At 73.7% G+C, this 17,002-nt stretch carries 12 protein-coding genes; 6 read left to right on the top strand and 6 right to left on the bottom strand.

Annotated elements, in window-relative coordinates:
• The first annotated feature begins 47 nt into the window (after positions 1-47).
• The gene (locus tag Q6347_RS04715) at positions 48-1,862 is read left to right on the top strand and encodes an ABC transporter ATP-binding protein (RefSeq protein ID WP_304602486.1); all 1,815 of its coding nucleotides are present in this window, start codon (positions 48-50) and stop codon (positions 1,860-1,862) included.
• The gene (locus Q6347_RS04710; protein ID WP_304606791.1) at positions 1,859-3,640 is read left to right on the top strand and encodes an ABC transporter ATP-binding protein; all 1,782 of its coding nucleotides are present in this window, start codon (positions 1,859-1,861) and stop codon (positions 3,638-3,640) included. Before Q6347_RS04715 ends, Q6347_RS04710 begins: the two co-directional genes overlap by 4 nt.
• A gap of 44 nt (positions 3,641-3,684) precedes the next feature.
• Here the strand turns inward: Q6347_RS04710 and Q6347_RS04705 are convergent, their stop codons facing one another.
• On the bottom strand, positions 3,685-4,704 hold the full coding sequence (locus Q6347_RS04705; RefSeq protein WP_304606790.1) for a type IV toxin-antitoxin system AbiEi family antitoxin domain-containing protein: 1,020 nt from the start codon (positions 4,702-4,704) through the stop codon (positions 3,685-3,687).
• Positions 4,705-4,833: 129 nt separating this feature from the next.
• Positions 4,834-5,757 carry an SURF1 family protein gene (locus tag Q6347_RS04700; protein WP_304602489.1) on the bottom strand — a complete coding sequence of 308 codons (924 nt, stop codon included), beginning with the start codon at positions 5,755-5,757 and terminating at the stop codon, positions 4,834-4,836.
• A 188-nt stretch (positions 5,758-5,945) separates the two neighbouring features.
• Here Q6347_RS04700 and Q6347_RS04695 point away from each other — a divergent pair, with 188 nt between their 5' ends.
• The 3 genes from Q6347_RS04695 to Q6347_RS04685 all read left to right on the top strand — a co-directional run bounded on the left by Q6347_RS04695 (position 5,946) and on the right by Q6347_RS04685 (position 11,952).
• On the top strand, positions 5,946-8,420 hold the full coding sequence (locus Q6347_RS04695; RefSeq protein WP_304602490.1) for a phosphoketolase: 2,475 nt from the start codon (positions 5,946-5,948) through the stop codon (positions 8,418-8,420).
• A gap of 146 nt (positions 8,421-8,566) precedes the next feature.
• Positions 8,567-10,684, top strand: coding sequence for a phosphate acetyltransferase (gene pta, locus Q6347_RS04690; RefSeq protein WP_369810804.1), 2,118 nt, complete (start codon positions 8,567-8,569; stop codon positions 10,682-10,684).
• Positions 10,681-11,952 (top strand): acetate/propionate family kinase, encoded by a 1,272-nt coding sequence (locus Q6347_RS04685; protein WP_304602493.1) that lies wholly within the window; start codon positions 10,681-10,683, stop codon positions 11,950-11,952. Before pta ends, Q6347_RS04685 begins: the two co-directional genes overlap by 4 nt.
• Positions 11,953-11,971: 19 nt before the next feature.
• On the opposite strand, the gene Q6347_RS04680 is transcribed toward Q6347_RS04685, so the two are convergent.
• Entirely contained in the window at positions 11,972-12,520 is a 549-nt protein-coding gene (locus Q6347_RS04680; protein ID WP_304606787.1) for a gluconokinase, read from the bottom strand.
• Positions 12,521-12,706: 186 nt separating this feature from the next.
• On the opposite strand from Q6347_RS04680, the gene Q6347_RS04675 reads away from it, so the two are divergent.
• Positions 12,707-13,672, top strand: a complete 966-nt coding sequence (locus tag Q6347_RS04675; RefSeq protein WP_304606786.1) for a DUF4031 domain-containing protein — start codon at positions 12,707-12,709, stop codon at positions 13,670-13,672.
• 21 nt (positions 13,673-13,693) lie between these two features.
• Here the strand turns inward: Q6347_RS04675 and Q6347_RS04670 are convergent, their stop codons facing one another.
• From Q6347_RS04670 to Q6347_RS04660, 3 genes are read right to left on the bottom strand one after another with little or no spacing between them, the layout of a single operon-like run.
• Positions 13,694-15,316 (bottom strand): succinic semialdehyde dehydrogenase, encoded by a 1,623-nt coding sequence (locus Q6347_RS04670; protein ID WP_304606785.1) that lies wholly within the window; start codon positions 15,314-15,316, stop codon positions 13,694-13,696.
• 58 nt (positions 15,317-15,374) lie between these two features.
• A complete protein-coding gene (locus Q6347_RS04665) occupies positions 15,375-15,803 on the bottom strand; it encodes a GNAT family acetyltransferase (protein WP_304606784.1) in 429 nt (142 codons plus the stop codon).
• Between the two features lie 50 nt (positions 15,804-15,853).
• Positions 15,854-16,978: a GuaB3 family IMP dehydrogenase-related protein gene (locus Q6347_RS04660; RefSeq protein ID WP_171246360.1), complete on the bottom strand. Its 1,125-nt coding sequence runs from the start codon at positions 16,976-16,978 to the stop codon at positions 15,854-15,856.
• Between the last annotated feature and the right edge of the window lie 24 nt (positions 16,979-17,002).

Below are 17,002 nucleotides of genomic sequence, written 5' to 3'. Positions count from 1 at the left end.
GGAAATTCCGGTGCCCGACGGGTCCGGCCCGCCCTACTCTGACGACCGTGCTCCCGCTCCCCCTGCCCGACCCGGGCTCCCCGCCGCTGTCCTCGCCCGCCCGCCTGCTGGGCTGGCAGGCGTGGCGTCAGCGCTCCGTGATCGTCAGGGCGGTCTCGGCGGGCAGCGTCTCCCTGCTCGCCGCCGCCGCCGCACCCCTCCTGCTCGGCCGCGCGGTCGACTCGGGTCTGGCCGCGGGGTTCGGGACCGAGCTGCTCCTGTGGTGCGGCCTGATGCTCGTGTCGGGTGCCGCGATCGTCGTCGCCGGCGTCCTCAGCCACACCTTCGACGTGGAGAACTGGCTGCGGGCCTCCTTCTCGTTCACCACCCTCGTCGGGGAGAAGGCGACCCGCGCCGGCCACGCCGTCACGCAGAAGCTGCCCACCGGTGAGGTCGTGGCGGCCGTCGCGAACGACGCCCTGCGAGCCGGCGACATGTTCGCCATGTCCGGCCGGTTCGTCGGCGGCGTGCTCGCGTACGTCGCCGCAGCCGGCTACCTCGTCTCCCAGGACGTGGTGCTCGGCCTCGTGGTGGCTCTGGGGATACCGCTCGTGGCCGCCGCGCTCGCGCTGCTGGTCCGCCCGTTGCAGCGTCGCCAGCAGGACCATCGCGAGTCGGTGGGCCGGCTCACCGCGCTCGGCGCCGACACCGTGTCCGGCCTGCGGATCCTGCGCGGCATCGGTGGCGAGGACGTCTTCTCCGCACGCTACGCACGCCAGTCGCAGGAGGTGCGACGCCGTGGCGTACGGGTCGCCGGCGTCCAGTCCGTCCTCGACGGTCTGCAGGTGCTGCTGCCCGGGCTGCTCGGCGCGCTCGTCCTGTGGCTGGGTGCCCGTGCCGTCGTGCGCGGCGACCTGAGCGCCGGCGAGCTCGTGACCTTCTACGGGTACACCGCGTTCCTCGCCTGGCCGGTGCAGATGGCCACGCAGATGCTGCAGGCGTCCACCAACGCGGTGGTCTCCGCGCGCAAGATCCTCGGAGTGCTGCGGATCACCGAGGCGACACCCCCGTCCGCCGCTCCCACGGAGGCGCCGCCGTCGGGCAGCGAGCTGGTCGACCGCGCCTCGGGACTCGTGGTCCCCGCGGGGCGGGTGCTGGCGCTGGTGTGCGCCGACCCCGACGTGTCGGCCGCCGTGGCCACACGGCTGGGCCGGTTCGACGACGACGCCGAGGCCGTCACACCCGTCACGCTCGGCGGCGTGCCGCTCGCCGAGCTCGACAAGGAGACGCTGCGCCACCGTGTGGTCGTCTCCGAGGCGACGCCGCACCTCTTCTCCGGGATCCTCGGTGAGGAGCTCGACGCCCGTGGCCGGGCGAGCGAGGCCGAGCTGACGGCCGCGATCCTGGCCGCGGACGCCCAGGACGTGCTCGACTCCGTCCCCGGTGGTCTCAGCGGGGAGCTGCCGGAGAAGGGCCGGTCGCTGTCCGGCGGCCAGCGTCAGCGCGTCGCGCTGGCCCGTGCCCTGCTCACCGACCCCGAGATCCTCGTGCTCGTCGAGCCGACCAGCGCCGTGGACGCGCACACCGAGGCACGGATCGCGGAACGCGTCGCCGAGGTCCGGCGTGGACGGACCACGCTGGTCGTCACCGCCAGCCCGCTGGTCCTCGACCACGTCGACGAGGCCGTTCTGCTGTCCGTGGACGGCCGCGTCGTCGCCCGCGGGACGCACGCCGAGCTGCTCGGCCGCCCGGACGAGCACGGCGTCCGGTACCGCGCCGTCGTCGGGCGGTCCATGGCCGAACCCGCACCGGACGCCGCGGCGGATGCCGAGGCACCGGCCGCCGGCGGGGCCGGACCCGCCCTGGAAGGAGCCACCCGATGAGCCCGACCACGTCCGCACCGCCGTCCACGCCGACGGAGTCCTCGAACCGGCTGCCGATCGCCGACCGGCACGCGGTCCGCCGCACCGTGGGCCGGCTGTTCCGCAGCCACCGCGGCGAGCTCGCCGGCATCGCGACGCTGCACGCCCTCGCCGCGGTGGCGGGGCTGACCGGGCCGTTCCTCATGGGCCGGTTCATCGACGAGGTCACCACCGGCACCACCGTGGCGCGGGTCGACCGGATCGCACTGATCCTGGTGGGCGCCGTCGTCGTGCAGGCCGTCGTGACGCGGTTCACGCAACGCCTCTCCATGGTGTTCGGCGAGCAGGTGTTCGCCGAGCTGCGCGAGCAGTTCATGACCACGGCCACGCGACTGCCCCTGTCGATCGTCGAGAAGGCGGGGACCGGCGACCTCGTCGCCCGTACCACCAACGACGTCAACAAGCTGCAGCACGCGGTCCGCTTCGGCGTGCCGCGGGTGCTGGTGTGCGTCGTGACGATCGGGCTGACGCTGGTGGCGGCCTTCCTCACCGACCCGCTGGTCGCCCTCGGCCTGCTGGTCGGCGTGCCGGTCATCGTGGTCGCCGTCCGCTGGTACCTGCGCCGGGCGACACCGGGCTACCTGCGCGAGTCGGCCGCGTACGCGACCGTCAACGGCACGATCACCGAGGCCGTCGAAGGGGCACGCACCGCGGACGCCCTCTGGCTCGGATCCCGGATGCGCCGTCGACTGCGCCGGAACCTGTCGGAGGCCTTCGCCGCCGAGAGCTACACCCTCGGGCTGCGCCAGCGGCTGATCCCCGCCCTCGACACCGCGGTGGCGGTCGCCCCCGTCGCCGCGATCGTCTGGGGCGCCTGGCTGGTCTCGCAGGACCTGACCACCATCGGTGCCGTGGCGACCATCGCCTTCTACGCGCACCAGATGGGCGGACCGGTCTTCGACCTGGTGTTCTGGCTCGACGAGCTGCAGGTCGCCGCCGTGGCGCTGGCCCGCGTGGTCGGCGTCGGGCTCGTGGGACCGGACCGGACCACCTCCGGTGAGGTGCCGACGTCGGACGAGGTGCGGGCCCACGAGGTCCGCTACGCCTACCGGGAGGGGCAGGACGTCCTGCACGGGGTGTCCGTGGACCTGCGGCCCGGTGAGCGGCTCGCCGTCGTCGGTCCGTCGGGTGCGGGCAAGTCGACGCTGGGCCGGATGCTCGCGGGGATCCACCCGCCGACCGGTGGGTCGGTGACCGTCGGCGGCGTCCCGCTGGTGGACCTGCCCCTGGAGGACCTGCGGGGCCAGGTCGCCCTGGTGACCCAGGAGCACCACGTGTTCGTCGGGACCCTGGCCGAGAACCTGCGGCTGGCCGACACCACGGCGTCGGAGGTGGAGCTCTGGGAGGCGCTGGGGGCCGTCGACGCCCGGGAGTGGGCCGCGGCGCTGCCGGACGGGCTCGAGACGGAGGTCGGCTCCGGCGGGCACCCGCTCTCGCCGGCACAGGCGCAGCAGGTGGCGCTGGCCCGGCTGGTGCTGCTCGACCCGCACACGCTCGTGCTCGACGAGGCGACGTCGTTGCTCGACCCTCGGGCTGCCCGGCACCTGGAGCGCTCCCTGAACGCCGTGCTCAGCGGGCGGACGGTGGTGGCGATCGCGCACCGGCTGCACACCGCGCACGACGCCGACCGGGTGGCCGTGGTCGACGGTGGTCGGATCACCGAGATCGGCCCGCACGAGGAACTCGTGGAGGCCGACGGCGAGTACGCGCACCTGTGGAGATCCTGGCAGCACGGGTGACGCCCCGCCCCCCCCTGAGGCATCGAGCGTGCCGGCTTCGCCCCTCATCGCCAGGAGTCCGGGACCAATCCAGCACGCTCGATGCAGGAGGAGTGTCCCGGCGGCACGGGGGTCGGCACCCACCCCGCCCCGTCGAGCTCACGGGCGAGCTCCCGGGCCGCCGTCCCGTCGCGCGCCTCGGCTCCGGTGAAGCGCCGGACGACGGTACACCGCGCGTCGATCCGGTTCTGCCGTCGCCGGTCGGCCAGCAGGGCTCCGGGCGTCGAGTGGACGTCCCGTCCGTCGATCTCCGTGAGCAGCACGCCGCCGTCGGGCAGGATCCACGCGAGGTCGACGCGCGCCACGACCCTGCCGTCGGCGCGCACGACGCGGAGCTGGACGGCGTCCGGCGGCACCCCGGCGTCTCCGCAGGTGATCCGGGCCCACGACTCGGCCGGCGACTCGGCCCGCGCGTCGGAGAGCGCCCACCACGCGTGGCTGCGACGAGCCCCGCGCCGACCGGTCGCCAGGGTGCGTGCGCGCCGCACCCCGGCGTCGTCGACCAGTCCCTGGTGTCGTGCCGAGTCGATCATGGCGACGGCTTCGAGACGGGTCAGGGCCGGCACGGCGAGCGCCAGGGAGTCGACGACCGGTGCCACGAGGATGCCGTCCACCTCCTCGGGTGACGGGACCAGCACGCGCCGCACCCGGACCCTCTCGTCACCGCGGCGCGGAGCCGCCTTCACCGCAGCGACCTCCGCGACGAAACGCGTCGGAGCCCCGTGGACGCCGTGCAGCACCAGGGCGCCCACACTGACGGCCGCCGTGCCCGGGTGGCGGAGCGGACCGAGACAGGCGGTGCGTCGCCGGGCCAGGTCGAACCCCTCACCGACGGTGCCGGGCCGCACGACGCCGGCGTCGCAGACCCCCCGAGCCACCCGTTCCCATTCCTTGCGCCGCACCCGTCCGTCGACCTGACGCCTCGTCATCCCGTGCTCGAGGCACTGGCGGACGGCGACGAGTCCCGCCTGACGACGGGCGACGGCGAGCAGGGCGGGAGGGACGGGACAGGGAGGCTTCGACACCTGCTGAGGGGACCAGACCTCCGGGCCGGACCGCCGACGGCATCCACACCCTCGCCGACGTGCGTGCGCCTTCAGTCCCTCATCCACAGCTTTCGGGTACCGAGTGAGCACGCTCGTTGCACGAAGGGGTCAGGACGACGGCAGCCCGGCGATCCCGGTGCCGACCGGGTCGTCGTCGCGCCGCCCGCCCTCGCGGGGGTGCCGGTCCCGTCGTCGTTCTCGACGCCCGCCGGCCATCTCGTCCCGCACGAGCCGGACCCACAGGGCCACGGCGAACAGCCCGAACACCCACCACTGCAGGGCGTAGAAGAAGTTCTGCAGGTTCACGTCGGTCCCGCCGTCGAGCACGGGGCGGGGCAGGGGCGCCGGACCGCCCGACGCGGCTGCGGGCTGCGCCGGGTCGGACGACGTCAGCACGGCGTACGCGGAGTAGATCGGCCCGTCCCACGTGTTCGCGAGCGCCGACGCGGCGATGTCCTGCGTCAGCGGCGGACCGTCCGGGTTGTCGGGGACGGTCCCGGTGCGCGCGGTGGACTCGGAGGCCTGCAGCCAGCCCGTCACGTCGACCTCACCGGCGGGCACCTCGAGGGCCGCGGGCCCCGGGGCCGGCGAGTCGACCCAGCCGCGGACCACCGGCAGCACGGGCGGCCCGGACAGCTCGGCCCACGACGCCCCGCCGGTCCCGTCGTCGGACACGCGCAGCGGCGTGAGCACGAGGTACCCCTCGACGCCGTCCAGGGACCGGCCGGCGACGAGCATCTGGCCGTCCGGCTCGTAGGTCCCGGTGACCCGGGCCTCGCGTCCGACGAGCTCCCCGGGGAACGCCTCCTGCGGCGCCAGCAGCTCGCCGAGCTCGGCCGGTCCGGAGGCCTCCTGCTCGGCCGCCTCCTGCTGGGCGGCGAGGTTCGCCCGCTCGTAGGCACGGTCGATCTGCCAGACGCCGAGGCGTCCGCACACGGCGGCGGCGAGCAGGAGCAGCAGCAGGACGACGAGCATGCGCGGCTGGCGGGCGACCGCCCAGAACGAGCGTCGTGCGGGCGGGGCGTCGGACACGGCCCCACGGTATCCGCGTCGACGCCACCGACGGGAATCCGATATGGTCTGACCACAGGGCCGGGACACCGGCGGGCAGCAGGAACCAGGCACGCCCGCCATCCTGTCCTCCCCCTGCACTCGGGCCCCGGGTGCGGTGGAATGAGGTCACGAGCACGGCCCTGACGTCCCGAGCGGAGGAGTGGCAGATGAGCACGACGACCCCGAGCACCACGACCTGGCCGGCCACCGGTGTCACCGAGCTGTCGGACACCGACGTCGACCGGCTCGACCAGTGGTGGCGCGCGGCCAACTACCTCTCGGTCGGCCAGATCTACCTGCTGAGCAACCCGCTGCTGCGTGAGGAGCTGACGCGCGACGACGTCAAGCCCCGCCTCCTCGGGCACTGGGGCACCACGCCGGGTCTGAACTTCCTCTATGCGCACCTCAACCGGACGATTCGCGAGCGCGAGCAGTCGACGGTCTACGTGGCGGGCCCCGGCCACGGCGGACCCGGCCTGGTGGCGAACACCTACCTCGAGGGCACCTACACCGAGACCTACAGCGACATCACCCAGGACGCCGAGGGCATGCGCCGGCTGTTCCGGCAGTTCTCGTTCCCCGGCGGGATCCCCAGCCACGTCGCCCCGGAGACCCCGGGATCGATCCACGAGGGCGGCGAGCTCGGCTACGCGCTCTCGCACGCCTACGGCGCGGCGTTCGACAACCCCGACCTGCTGGTCGCCGCCGTCGTCGGCGACGGCGAGGCCGAAACCGGGCCGCTGGCGACCAGCTGGCACTCCAACAAGTTCGTCAACCCCCGCACCGACGGTGTCGTCCTGCCGATCCTGCACCTCAACGGGTACAAGATCGCCAACCCCACGGTGCTGAGCCGCATCAGCGACGACGAGCTGCGCGCCCTGATGGTCGGCTACGGGCACACCCCGTACTTCTTCACGGGCGGTTTCGACGGCGAGGACCACGCGGCCGTGCACCGGCGCTTCGCCCAGCTCCTCGACGAGGTGATGGACCACATCGCCCGCATCAAGGCCGACGCCGCCGCCGGGAACGACGAGCGACCGGCCTGGCCGATGATCGTCTTCCGCACCCCCAAGGGCTGGACCTGCCCGCCGGAGATCGACGGTCACAAGACCGAGGACTCCTGGCGCTCCCACCAGGTCCCGCTGTCCAGCGCCCGCGACACGACCGAGCACCTCGACGTGCTCCGCGACTGGCTGCAGTCCTACCGCCCCGAGGAGCTGTTCGACGACGCGGGCCGGCTGCGCGAGGAGATCGCGGCCCAGGCCCCGACCGGCGACCTGCGGATGAGCGCGACCCCGTACGCCAACGGCGGGCGGCTGCTCAAGGACCTGCGCATGCCCGACTTCCGCCGCTTCGCCGTCGACGTGCCCGAGCCGGGCGGTGCCGTGGCGGAGTCGACCCGCGTGCTCGGTTCGTGGCTGAACGAGGTGGTGCGCCGCAACCCGGACAACTTCCGCATCTTCGGGCCCGACGAGACGGCGTCGAACCGGCTGCAGGCGGTCTACGAGACGACGGACAAGCAGTGGAACGCCGACTTCTACGGCCCGGACGTCGACGAGCACATGGCACGCGCCGGCCGGGTCATGGAGATGCTGTCCGAGCACCAGTGCCAGGGCTGGCTGGAGGGCTACCTGCTCACCGGCCGCCACGGCCTGTTCACCAGCTACGAGGCGTTCATCCACATCGTCGACTCGATGTTCAACCAGCACGCCAAGTGGCTCAAGGTGACCAACCACATCCCGTGGCGGCGGCCGATCGCGAGCCTCAACTACCTGCTGTCCAGCCACGTGTGGCGTCAGGACCACAACGGCTTCAGCCACCAGGACCCGGGTTTCATCGACCACGTGGTCAACAAGAAGGCGGAGATCGTGCGGGTGTACCTGCCGCCGGACGCCAACACGCTGCTCAGCACGTACGACCACTGCCTGCGCAGCCGCCAGTACGTCAACGTCGTCGTGGCCGGCAAGCAGCCGGCCCCGCAGTTCCTGTCCATGGACGACGCGATCGCGCACTGCACCCGCGGGCTCGGCATCTGGGAGTGGGCCGGCACCGAGGTGCACGGCGAGGACCCGGACGTCGTGCTCGGCTGCGCCGGCGACGTGCCCACCCTCGAGGTGCTGGCCGCCGCGGACATCCTGCGCACCGAGCTGCCGGACCTCAAGGTGCGCGTGGTCAACGTCGTCGACCTCATGCGGCTCCAGGACGAGCACGAGCACCCGCACGGGCTCTCGGACAAGGACTTCGACGGGCTGTTCACGCCCGACCGGCCGGTGGTCTTCAACTACCACGGCTACCCCTGGCTCATCCACCGGCTCACCTACCGCCGGCGCAACCACGGCAACATCCACGTGCGCGGGTACAAGGAGGAGGGCACCACGACCACCCCCTTCGACATGGCGATGCTCAACGACATCGACCGGTACCACCTGGTGATCGACGTGATCGACCGGGTGCCGGGACTGGGCTCGAAGGTCGCGGGGCTGCGCCAGCGGATGGTCGACCAGCGGCTGGCCGCCCGCCAGTACACCCGCGAGCACGGCGAGGACATCCCCGAGGTGCGCGACTGGGTGTGGCCCGGGGCCCGCCGGGTGGTCGGCGAGGGGGCTGCCGGCATGCAGGACACCGGCGGCGACAACGAGTGACCGCGTGCGCGGCGGCGGGCCCCGTGCCCACCGCCGCGCACGCCGTCCTGGGCGTGACGCACCCGACGTCCGGAATCGGTGCACCGTCCGTCCCGATGCGGTGGAATGGGGTTGACCACCGCCCAGCACAGAGAAGCAGGCAGGCAGTGAGCACTCGCAGCATCTACATCGCCTCCCCCGAGGGGGACACCGGCAAGTCCACCGTCGCACTGGGGGTGCTCGACCTTCTGGTCCGCCAGGTGCAGCGTGTCGGCGTCTTCCGCGCCGTCTCCCGCGTCCCCGAGCGCCCGTCGCCCGACGGCGGCACGTCGCTGCGCGACCACGTCCTGGAGCTGATGCTCGAGCACGACGGCGTGGACCTCACCTACGCGGAGACCGTCGGTGTGACCTACGACGACGTCCACGCGGACCCCGAGGCCGCGCTGTCGCGGATCGTCGAGCGGTACCACCGGGTGGCCGCGCAGTGCGACGCCGTCGTCATCCTCGGGACCGACTACACCGACGTCTCGGGCGCCACCGAGCTGTCGTTCAACGCCCGCGTGGCCGCCAACCTCGACTCCCCCGTGCTGCTCGTCGTCTCCGGGCGCGACCGCGGGATCGACGAGGTCACGACCCTGACCCGGCTCAGCCTGGCCGAGCTGCGCGCCAACCACGCCCAACCCGTCGGCGTCGTCGTCAACCGGGCCGAGGGCGCGGTGCGCGACGCCGACGCGGCGACGGTCGCCCGGTTCCCGGGCGAGGACCTGCCCGCCTGGGTGATCGGCGAGGAGCCCTTCCTCGGAGCGCCGACGGTCGCGCAGCTCGCCGAGGCGGTCGACGGCACGCTGCTGCTGGGCGACCGGGACCTGATGTCCCGCGAGGCCCTCGACCTCATCGTCGGGGCCATGACCTTCGAGCACATGCTCGGCCGCCTCGCCGACGGCACCGTGGTGATCACCCCGGGCGACCGGACGGACATCCTGCTCGGCCTGCTGGCCGTGCAGGCGGCCGACCGTTTCCCCTCGCTGGCGGGGATCATCCTCACCGGGGGGCACCGGCCGACGGGACGCACCGGTCAGCTCGCCGCCGCGCTGCAGCCCCACGTGCCGATCATCGCGACCGCGCACGACACCTACGAGGTCGCGCGGACGGCGTCGCGCACCCGGGGCCGGATGTCCCCCGACGCCCAGCGCAAGCACGACGTGGCCCGCGCGATGTTCGAGCAGAGCATCGACGGCGACGAGCTGCTGGAACGGCTGGCCGTGGAGCGGACGCCCGTCGTCACCCCGCTGATGTTCGAGCACGAGCTCATCGAGAGGGCCCGCGCCGACCGCCGCCGCGTCGTCCTGCCCGAGGGCGACGACGACCGGATCCTGCGCGCGGCCTCGACCGTGCTCGCCCGCGGCATCGCGGACCTCACGATCCTGGGCGACGAGGCCGCGATCCGGAAGCGTGCCGCCGAGCTGGGGCTGGACATCACCGACGCGCAGGTGCTCTCCCCGACCGACCCGGAGCACGTGGAGACGTTCGCCGCCGAGTACGCCCACCTGCGCGCCCGTAAGGGCATGACGGTCGAGCGGGCACGCGAGATCGTCACGGACGTCTCCTACTTCGGCACGATGATGGTGCACCTGGGCCTGGCCGACGGCATGGTCTCCGGCGCGGCGCACACGACGGCGCACACGATCCGCCCGTCGTTCGAGATCATCAAGACCCAGCCCGGCGTCTCCGTCGTGTCCTCGGTGTTCCTCATGTGCCTGCCGGACCGGGTGCTCGCCTACGGCGACTGTGCCGTGAACCCCGACCCGACGGCCGAGCAGCTCGCCGACATCGCGGCCTCCTCGGCCGCCACGGCCGAGCAGTTCGGCGTCGACCCGCGGGTGGCCATGCTGTCCTACTCCACCGGGACCTCCGGGTCCGGCGCGGACGTCGACAAGGTGCGCGCGGCGACCGCGCTCGTCCAGGAGCGGCACCCCGAGCTGTCCGTGGAGGGCCCGATCCAGTACGACGCCGCCGTGGACGCCTCCGTGGCCGCCTCGAAGCTGCCGGACTCCTCGGTGGCCGGCAAGGCGAGCGTCTTCATCTTCCCGGACCTGAACACCGGCAACAACACCTACAAGGCCGTGCAGCGCTCCGCCGGCGCCGTGGCGATCGGCCCGGTCCTGCAGGGGCTCAACAAGCCGGTCAACGACCTCTCGCGCGGGGCGCTCGTGGCCGACATCGTGAACACGGTCGCGATCACCGCGATCCAGGCCCAGTCGACGTCGAACGGAGAGACCGCATGAGCATCCTGCCCGCCTCGGAGCGACCGAACCCGTACAGCGCCTACGGGGCGCACGGTTCGGTGCTGGTGCTGAACTCGGGGTCGTCCTCGTTGAAGTACCAGCTGGTCAACCCGGTGGGCGGCGAGGCGATCGCGGCAGGGACGGTCGAGCGGATCGGCGAGCCGAGCGGGATCGTCACCCACACCTACGCCGGGAACCGTACGCGCCGGGAGCTGGAGGTCGCCGACCACGGCGACGCGCTGAAGCTCGCGCTGGGCATGTTCGACGAGGCCGGCCCCCCGCTGAGCGAGGCGGGGATCCACGCCGTCGGGCACCGCGTGGTGCACGGCGGGGCGGAGTTCTCCGGCCCGGCCGTGGTCGACGACGGCGTCATCGAACGCATCGAGGCCCTGGTCCCGCTGGCCCCGTTGCACAACCCGGCGAACCTCCAGGGCATCCGGGTGGCGCGTGACCTGCTCGGCGACGTGCCGCACGTGGCGGTGTTCGACACGGCCTTCTTCCAGGCGCTGCCCGCGGAGGCCTACACCTACGCCATCGACCGTGAGGTCGCGCGCGAGCACGCCGTGCGGCGCTACGGCTTCCACGGCACGAGCCACCAGTACGTGGCCGGCAAGGTGGCCCGGGTGCTGGGCCGGCGGGTCGAGGACCTCAACACGATCGTGCTCCACCTGGGCAACGGGGCGTCGGCATCGGCCGTGCGCGGGGGCGTCCCGATCGACACCTCGATGGGCCTCACACCGCTGGAGGGCCTGGTCATGGGCACCCGCTCCGGCGACATCGACCCGGCGGTGGTGTTCCACCTGGCACGCAACGCCGGGATGAGCGTCGACGAGCTCGACACCCTGCTCAACAAGCGCTCGGGGGTGCTGGGACTGTCCGGCGTCAACGACTTCCGCGAGCTGCACCGGCTCGTCGACGAGGGTGACGAGGACGCCGCCCTGGCCTTCGACGTGTACATCCACCGGCTGCGCAAGTACGTGGGCGCCTACACGGCGCTGCTGGGCCGCGTGGACGTCATCGCGTTCACCGCGGGGGTCGGCGAGAACGACGCCGCGGTGCGGGCCGCGGTCTGCGCGGACCTGGAGGCGCTCGGGATCGCCGTCGACGACGACCGCAACGCCGCTCGTGGCGGGGAACGCATCATCTCCCCCGACTGGGCCCGGACGCTGGTCATGGTGGTCCCGACGATGGAGGAGCTGGCGATCGCGCGGCAGAGCGTCGAGGCCGTCGACGGCCTGGACCCCTCGTCGGCGGTCACGGCCGGCTGACGGCGGCGCGTCGGCCGGCTCAGGCGAGGTCGAGCCGGTCGACGACGGTGTCGACGATGTCGGCGGGTTCCGCGGCGACGCCGACGACGATCCCGTCCTCGTCGGCCTGGAGCGGTTCGAGCGTGGCGAGCTGCGAGGACAGCAGGGTCGCGGGCATGAAGTGCCCCGTCCGTCCTCCCATCCGCTCGGCGAGGAGCTCGGGCGGGCCGTCCAGGTGCACGAACCGCACCTGCCCGCGAGCGTCGCGCAGCACGTCACGGTAGGCACGGCGCAGGGCGGAGCAGGTGACGATGCCGGGACGGCCCGCGTCGGCCTCGGCGCTGAGCCAGTCGCGGATCGTGGCGAGCCACGGGGCACGGTCCGCGTCGGTGAGCGGTGTCCCGGCGGCCATCTTCGCGAGGTTCGCCGCGGGATGGAACTCGTCACCCTCCGCGGAGGTGACACCGAGGCGGTCGGCCAGGTGCGTGGCGACCGTGGTCTTGCCCGAGCCGGAGACGCCCATGACGACGACGTGCCCGACGGTGTCGGGATCGGCAGGACTCTCCAGGGTGGTGGCGTCGGGGTCCATCGGTTCGACTTCCGGGTCGGGGGTGCGTGCCCCGAGCATCGCCCATGGGTGACGCCTTCGACAAGGCACCGGCAGCACCCGTTGCGTCCGACGGCGACGTCGATAGGCTCACCGCATGCCGACGTCCGCCCTGCACAGCACCGTGCTCCACGCGGTCGGGCGGTCGATCACCAGCGGCGAGACGTCGTGACGGTCCTCGTCGACCCGCCGCTCTGGCCCGCGCACGGCCGCCACTGGTCCCACCTGGTCTCGGACCGGTCCCTGCACGAGCTGCGGACCTTCGCCCGCGCCGCCGGCATCCCGGACCGCGGCTTCGACCTCGACCACTACGACGTACCCGCCGACCGGTACGAGGACCTGGTCGCCGCCGGCGCCGTGCCCGTCGTGGGACGCGAGCTGTCGTCGGCGCTCGCCGCCTCCGGCCTGCGGGTCCCCGGGTGGGAGCGGGCCCGCGCCAGGCCGGCGGCGTTGCGGGCCCGGTGGGCGCGGCTGTGGGTGGACCAGGGAGCGACGCCGGCCGGGCCGACCGCCGCCGTCGGCGAGGAGCTCGTCGAGCGTTGGGGCGAACCGCACCGCGTCTACCACTCGCGGCTGCACCTGGCCGACACCCTCGACGCCCTGGACGGGCTGCTGGCCGCCGGGACCGCGGAGACCACGGACGGGGCCGGGCGGCTCGCGGCGCTCGCCCTGTGGTTCCACGACGCCGTGCACGACGGCGCCACCCCGGCCGACGAGGAGGAGTCGGCAGCGCTCGCGCGCACCCTGCTGCCGCCGTGCCGCGACGAACGCGAGGCGTCCCGCACGCCGGGACCCCCGGGTGACGGGCAGGCGGAGGAGGTCGCACGGCTCGTCCGGGTGACCGTCGACCACGACCCGGCTCCCACCGACCACGTCGGTGCGCTCGTCAGCGACGCCGACCTCGCGGTCCTCGGCGCCACACCGGCGCGCTACGCGCGGTACACCGCCCAGGTGCGCGCCGAGTACGGCCACGTCGACGACGGCGCCTTCCGGGCCGGGCGCGCCGCGGTGCTGGAGGGGCTGCTCGCCCTGCACACCGGACGCGGGTTGTTCCGCACGGAGGCCGGCCGCCGGCGCTGGGCCGCCCGTGCCGCGGAGAACCTGCGCGCCGAGCTGGCCGCGCTCACCGCGTGAGACGGCGGGTCAGGGCGTCCGTCAGGGCATCCGGAGGCGCCGCATCGCCCGCAGCGCACCCGTGAGCACCCGGCTGGGCACGTCCCCGCCGAGCTCGTACAGGGCATCCACCGAGATCCCGAGACCGTGCCCGCGCTGCGCGACGACGCTCTGCGTCTCGGTCACCGCCTCGATCGCCTCCCGGCCGTGCCGCCGGCCCAGGCCGGAGGCCTTCATCCCGCCCATGGGTGCCGCGGCCGAGCCCCAGGCGTGCAGGTAGCCGTCGTTGACGACGACCGTGCCGGTCTCGACCCGGGCCGCGAGGCGCCGGGCACGGGCGACGTCGGTCGACCAGATCGAGGCGTGCAGGCCGAAGTGCGTGTCGTTCATGACGCGCACCGCCTCGTCGTCGCCACCGACCCGGGTCACGGCCACGACCGGGCCGAACGTCTCCTCGTGCCGGCACGCGGCGTCGTCCGGGACGTCGTCGAGCACGGTCGGGGCGTAGAAGTACGGACCGACGTCGCTGCGGTGGACCGCACCGACCAGGGCCCGGGCGCCCTTGGCCAGGGCGTCGTCGACGTGCCCCGCCACCCGCTCGAGCTGGTCGGCCGAGACGAGCGAGCCGACGTCGGCCGTGTAGTCCAGGCCGGTGCCCAGGGTCAGTGCCCGCACCGCCGGCACGAACCGCTCGAGGAACCTCTCGGCGATCCGTTCGTGCAGCACGAGGCGCTCGCTCGACATGCACAGCTGGCCGGCGTTCGTGAAGCAGGCGCGCAGCACGCCGGGCACGGCACGGTCCAGGTCGGCGTCGGCCGCGACGTACAGCGGATTCTTGCCACCGAGCTCGAGGGTCGCCCCGATCAGCCGCTCCCCCGCCCGGGCCGCGATCTTCCGCCCGGTCTCGGTGGAGCCGGTGAACGCGACGTGGTCGACGTGGTCCACCAGCTCCGCCCCGATGTCCACGCCGCCCGCGACCACGGCGAAGAGGTCGTCCGGCAGCCCCGCCTCGGCCAGGAGCTCGGACGCCCACAGCGCCGACAGGGTGGTCTGCGGGTCCGGCTTGAGCACGACGGCGTTGCCCGCCAGCAGGGCGGGGACGGTCTCGGACAGGGCCAGGGTCAGCGGGAAGTTCCACGGGGCGATGATCCCCACGACGCCCACCGGCCGGCGGTGCACGCGCACCCCGGTCAGGACCGACAGGGCCCCCGGTTCGCGCCGGTCGGCGAGGTAGCGCTCCGCACGGCGCACGAAGTGCCGGCAGGTCTGCGCGATGTCGGCGACCTCCTCGAAGGCGTTGCGGCGCGACTTGCCCGACTCCATCTGGATCAGGTCGAGGATCTCGGACTGCCGCTCGAGCACGAGCACCCCGAGCCGGTCGAGCACGCGGGCGCGCTCGCGCAGCGGCAGGGCGGCCCAGTCGTGCTGAGCGGCCCGCGCCGCCCGGGTCGCTCCGACGACGTCCTGCGGGCTCGACAGCGGGACGGCCGCCAGCGGCGCACCGGTGAACGGCAGCTCGCTGCGGTGGGTCCCCGCGCCGTGGGAGGTCACGACGCGGCGGACCAGCGGGGCCACGATCTCGGGCTCCAGGACGTAGGTGGAGGCGGGCAGCTCCGGGTCGATGACGTCCCCCAGAGCACCGTCGCCCTCGTGCGCAGTTGCCATGGGCGACAGCCTACGCGGACCAGGTGACATCCGTGTCACCGCAGGTCGGCGGGGATCTTCACCCCGCTCGGCGCGGGTCGTCGAGCGTCCGCCCGAGCACGCGCGTCTCCTGGTCGACGTACCCGAGGTGCTCGTAGAACCCCAGCACCGCGGTGTTGGCGCTGCGCACCATGAGGCGGACCTTGCGCGCGCCCGCCCGTCGCAGCCACGTCTCGGCCGCCTCGACCACGGTCCGACCGAGCCCCGTCGTCCGCCGGTCGGGATCCACGGCCACGTAGTAGAGCCAGCCGCGGTGCCCCTCGTACCCGGCCAGCACGGAGCCGACGACGACGTCCCCGTCCCGTGCGACGAGCACCGTCGCGGCGGGGTGGGCCCGCGCGTCGGCGATGTCCCGGTACGGGTCGTTCCAGGGCCGGGTCAGGTCGCAGGCCCGCCACAGGCCGACGACGCCCTCGACGTCGTCGTCACCGATCTCCGTGACCCGCACCCGCGACGGCGGTCCCTGCCTGACCGGTGGCCCGGCCGGCACGGGTCCGCTCACCGCGGCTGGTACGGCGAGACGACGACCTCGACGCGCTGGAACTCCTTGAGGTCGGAGTAGCCCGTGGTGGCCATCGCGCGGCGCAGCGCGCCGACGAGGTTCGTCGTGCCGTCGGCGGTGTGCCCGGGGCCGAAGAGGATCTCCTCCAGCGTCCCGGCGGTGCCGACCTCGACCCGCTCGCCGCGCGGGAGCTGGGCGTGGTGGGCCTCGGGGCCCCAGTGCCACCCCTCGCCGGGCGCCTCGGAGGCGCGTGCCAGCGCGGCACCGAGCATCACGGCGTCGGCCCCGCAGGCGATGGCCCGGACGATGTCTCCCGAGTGACCCACGCCGCCGTCGGCGATCACGTGCACGTACCGACCGCCGGACTCGTCGAGGTAGTCGCGGCGGGCCGCCGCGACGTCCGAGACCGCGGTGGCCATCGGCGCGTGGATGCCGAGGCCGACGCGGGTGGTGTGCGCGGCACCGCCGCCGAACCCGACGAGCACGCCGGCCGCCCCGGTGCGCATCAGGTGCAGGGCGGCGGTGTAGCTGGCCGCGCCGCCGACCACGACGGGCACGTCGAGCTCGTAGATGAACCGCTTGAGGTTGAGCGGCTCGGCGCTGGTCGAGACGTGCTCGGCCGAGACGGTGGTGCCCCGGATGACGAACAGGTCCACCCCGGCGTCGAGCACGGTCTGGTAGTGCTCCTGGATCCGCTGCGGCGACAGCGCGCCGGCCACGGTGACCCCCGCGGCGCGGATCTCCTTGAGCCGCTGGGTGATGAGCTCCGACTTGATCGGCTCGGCGTAGATCTCCTGCATGCGCCGCGTCGCCTCCGCGGCGGGCAGCGCACGGATCTCCGCCAGGAGCGGGGCCGGGTCGTCGTAGCGGGTCCACAGGCCCTCGAGGTCGAGCACCCCCAGACCACCCAGGTTGCCCAGCGCGACCGCGGTGGCCGGGCTCATCACCGAGTCCATCGGCGCCGCCACGATCGGCAGGTCGAAGTGGTAGGCGTCGATCTGCCACCCGGTCGAGACGTCCCGCGGGTCGCGCGTCCGGCGCGAGGGGACCACCGCCACGTCGTCGAAGGAGAAGGCGCGACGCCCGCGCTTGCCACGTCCGATCTCGATCTCGTTGCTCACACGGGTCAGCCTACCGGCCGCCGT

This window comes from Isoptericola sp. b408, from assembly GCF_030588085.1.
Taxonomy (GTDB): Bacteria; Actinomycetota; Actinomycetes; order Actinomycetales; family Cellulomonadaceae; genus Isoptericola; species Isoptericola sediminis.
This window is presented reverse-complemented; position numbering and strand designations above follow the sequence as displayed.

Excerpts from the sequence above, each read along its gene's own strand:
- Q6347_RS04710 (WP_304606791.1), top strand. The coding sequence starts at position 1,859 with ATGAGCCCGACCACGTCCGCACCGCCGTCCACGCCGACGGAGTCCTCG.
- Q6347_RS04695 (WP_304602490.1), top strand. The coding sequence starts at position 5,946 with ATGAGCACGACGACCCCGAGCACCACGACCTGGCCGGCCACCGGTGTC.
- Q6347_RS04685 (WP_304602493.1), top strand. The coding sequence starts at position 10,681 with ATGAGCATCCTGCCCGCCTCGGAGCGACCGAACCCGTACAGCGCCTAC.
- Q6347_RS04680 (WP_304606787.1), bottom strand. The coding sequence starts at position 12,520 with ATGGACCCCGACGCCACCACCCTGGAGAGTCCTGCCGATCCCGACACC.
- Q6347_RS04670 (WP_304606785.1), bottom strand. The coding sequence starts at position 15,316 with ATGGCAACTGCGCACGAGGGCGACGGTGCTCTGGGGGACGTCATCGAC.